A 2,813-nucleotide genomic window follows, 5' to 3' on the forward strand; every position below is an offset into this window, starting at 1 on the left:
CGCGGGACCGGCCGGGATTCCATCGCCCTCGCGCAGCCGAGCTGTGCGAGGGCGGTTTTCGTACACTGGACAGGTGACTACCGTGAACGGTTTGATCGGCCTCATCATGCTGGTGCTGTGGATCGCCGCACTCGGCGCTACGGTCTTCGCGCTGATCCACGCCATCCGGCAGCGTGCCGACGCGTTCACCGCCGTGGACAAGCAGACCAAGCCGATCTGGCTGGCGATCCTCGGCGTGGCCGCGCTGCTGCTGCTCCTGACGCCGGGCGCGCTGGGGCTGCTGGCCTTCGTCTCGATCATCGCCACCGGCGTCTACCTCGCCGACGTCAAGCCGAAAGTGGACGAGGTGCAGCGCGGCCCGCGCTGGTAGCACCCGGTATCAAGGATTCCGTCCCGGATTCTTGTCACGGGTCACGGGTGGTGTCGCTCACTCATCGGCGTTACTGTATCTATCAGTAACATACAAAGGAGTATCCGATGCGTGCTCAGGCGATCGCCCTCGCGGCGCAGCTGCGGGAGATGTTCGAGGCATGGTCCGCCCGGCACCGGGCGGAGCTGCGCTCGCGCAGTTACCCGACCACCGCCTTCGACCCGCCGACCGCCCCCTGTGATGTCATCCCGGTGACCGCCGCCGACGGCGCGCGGCTGCGGGTGCACGCCTACGGCCCGGCGGACGCCCCGCTCGTCGTGCTCGTGCACGGCTGGACCTGCGCCATCGAATACTGGAACCCGCAGATCAACGCCTTCGCCGACACGCACCGCATGATCGCCTACGACGTGCGCGGCCACGGCGAGAGCGAACGCGGCACCGCCCCGCTGACCATGGAGCAGCTGGCCGACGACCTGAACACCGTGCTCGAGGCCGCCGTCCCGGCCGGACGCAAAGCGGTGCTGGTGGCCCACAGCCTCGGCGGCATGACCCTGCAGGCCTGGGCCGCGCGTCATCCCGACCAGGTCGGCCGCAGGCTGGACGCGGTGCTGATGACCAACACCGCCCCGCACGGCCTGGTCGCCACCACCACCGTGGTGCCCTTCTTCAACCGGCCGATGCCGTTCAAGCGCACCGGCATCTCGCTGCCCGATGTCGTCGGCAAGCTCGGCCTCGGCGCGCCCATCGTGTTCCCGCCGGTCGCGCCGGTGCGCTGGCTGTTCGCACGGCAGGTCATGTCGCTGGCCAGCCCCCGCGACCACGTCGACTACGGCATGGCCATCGTGCGTTCCTGCCGCGCGGCCATCCGCGCCGAATTCGGCAAGCTGCTCGCCGTCATGGACGTGGGGGAGTCGGCGAAGCAGCTGCGGGTGCCGACCACCATCGTCGCCGGCTCCCGCGACGACCTCACCCCGCCGGTGCACGCGGAGATCATCGCCGAAATGCTCGAATCCGTGGGCAGCCTGGCCGCCTACGAGATCCTGCCCACCGGGCACCTGGGCAACATCGAGCAGTTCGAGCGCTTCAACGCCATCATGGCCAGGGTGCTCGCCTCGGCGGCGCGGCGCCCGTCCGCCGAGGTCGCGGGCTGAGCGAGGGTCAGGAGAACACGACCGTGCGGCGGCCGTGCACCAGCACCCGGCCCTCCAGGTGCCAGCGCAGGCCCCTGGCCAGCACCACGCGCTCGATGTCGCGGCCCTGGCGGACCATGTCGCGCACGGTGTCGGCGTGGTCGATGCGGATCACGTCCTGCTCGATGATCGGGCCGGCGTCCAGCTCAGGGGTGACGTAGTGGCAGGTCGCGCCGATCAGCTTCACGCCGCGCGCGAACGCCTGGTGGTAGGGGCGGGCGCCGACGAACGACGGCAGGAAGCTGTGGTGGATGTTGATCGCCCTGCCCGCCCAGTGCTCGCACAGCTGCGCCGGCAGCACCTGCATGAAGCGGGCCAGCACCACCGCGTCGGGGTTGTGCGCGTCGACCAGTGACCTGACCTCGGCGAAGGCCGGTCCGCGCTCGGCCGGGTCCTTCGGGAAGGGCACGTGGTGGAACTTCACCCCGTGCGCCTCGGCGATGGCGCCGAGGTCGGGATGGTTGCCGATGACCGCCTCGATGGTGGCGGGCAGCTCACGGGCCGCGGCCCGGCCGAGCAGATCGTGCAGGCAGTGACCGTCGCGGCTGACCAGCAGCACCACCCGCCGCGGCGCGGCGGAGTCGAGCACCTGCCATTCGGTCTCGGGGCCGAAGTCGGCGGCGACGGCGGCGAAACGCTCGCGCAGTTCCTCGATGGAGAACGGCACGGTGGCGGCGGTGATCGCCTGCCGGGTGAAGAACCAGCCGGACTCGCTGTCGGAGTGGTAACCGGCCTCGGAGATGGAGCCGCCGAACTCGGCGATGAACGAGGTGATCCTGGCGATGATGCCCGGTCGGTCGGGGCACCCAAGGGTCAGCACGTAGCGGCGGTCTTCCTGATCGGGCTGAGCAGAACTCATGAACCCATCTTTACAGCACGCGCGAACCCGGGCACCCACCGCCGTTGCGCCGGGGCCGGGCGGCGCGATCACAGCTGGTAGAACGGCTCGGCGTAGTGGAACTCGCCGGTGATCCGCGGCTCGAAGGCGGTCAGCGGCCGCACCTGGAAGTGGGTGACCCAGCTCGGCTCGTCGGGGGTGATGCCGAGCCGGGCGGCGGGCCCGAAGCCGAAGCGCGGGTAGTACTCGAGGCTGCCGAGCAGGCCGATCAACGGCTCGTCCAGGGCGTCGGCGGCGCCGATCGCGGCGTGCATGAGGGCGGAGCCGACGCCCGCGCGCTGACGGTCGGCGGCCCCCCCGCCCGGGGGGGGGGCGCGGGCCGCGGCGGGGGCCCCCCCGGGCCCGGGCAGGGCCC

4 protein-coding genes are annotated in these 2,813 nt (G+C 71.2%); 2 read left to right on the plus strand and 2 right to left on the minus strand.

Translation table 11 applies throughout. The features are described from left to right. Positions 1–106: 106 nt before the first annotated feature. Together QH283_RS15860 and QH283_RS15865 are read left to right on the plus strand one after the other, a co-directional pair. A complete protein-coding gene (locus QH283_RS15860) occupies positions 107–370 on the plus strand; it encodes a DUF2516 family protein (protein WP_414689715.1) in 264 nt (87 codons plus the stop codon). Positions 371–477: 107 nt separating this feature from the next. Then, positions 478–1,521 carry an alpha/beta fold hydrolase gene (locus tag QH283_RS15865; RefSeq protein WP_280503759.1) on the plus strand — a complete coding sequence of 348 codons (1,044 nt, stop codon included), beginning with the start codon at positions 478–480 and terminating at the stop codon, positions 1,519–1,521. Positions 1,522–1,528: 7 nt separating this feature from the next. On the opposite strand, the gene purU is transcribed toward QH283_RS15865, so the two are convergent. Together purU and QH283_RS15875 are read right to left on the minus strand one after the other, a co-directional pair. Next, positions 1,529–2,419, minus strand: a complete 891-nt coding sequence (gene purU / locus QH283_RS15870) for a formyltetrahydrofolate deformylase (RefSeq protein WP_280503760.1) — start codon at positions 2,417–2,419, stop codon at positions 1,529–1,531. 68 nt (positions 2,420–2,487) lie between these two features. Further along, a partial coding sequence (locus QH283_RS15875; RefSeq protein WP_432420739.1) for a GNAT family N-acetyltransferase occupies positions 2,488–2,813 on the minus strand: 326 nt, incomplete at its 5' end.

It is taken from the genome of Nocardia farcinica (assembly GCF_029867845.1).
Taxonomy (GTDB): Bacteria; Actinomycetota; Actinomycetes; order Mycobacteriales; family Mycobacteriaceae; genus Nocardia; species Nocardia farcinica_A.

Bases quoted from the DNA above. Each gene is read 5' to 3' on its own strand.
- purU (WP_280503760.1), bottom strand. From the start codon at position 2,419: ATGAGTTCTGCTCAGCCCGATCAGGAAGACCGCCGCTACGTGCTGACC.
- QH283_RS15860 (WP_414689715.1), top strand. From the start codon at position 107: ATGCTGGTGCTGTGGATCGCCGCACTCGGCGCTACGGTCTTCGCGCTG.
- QH283_RS15865 (WP_280503759.1), top strand. From the start codon at position 478: ATGCGTGCTCAGGCGATCGCCCTCGCGGCGCAGCTGCGGGAGATGTTC.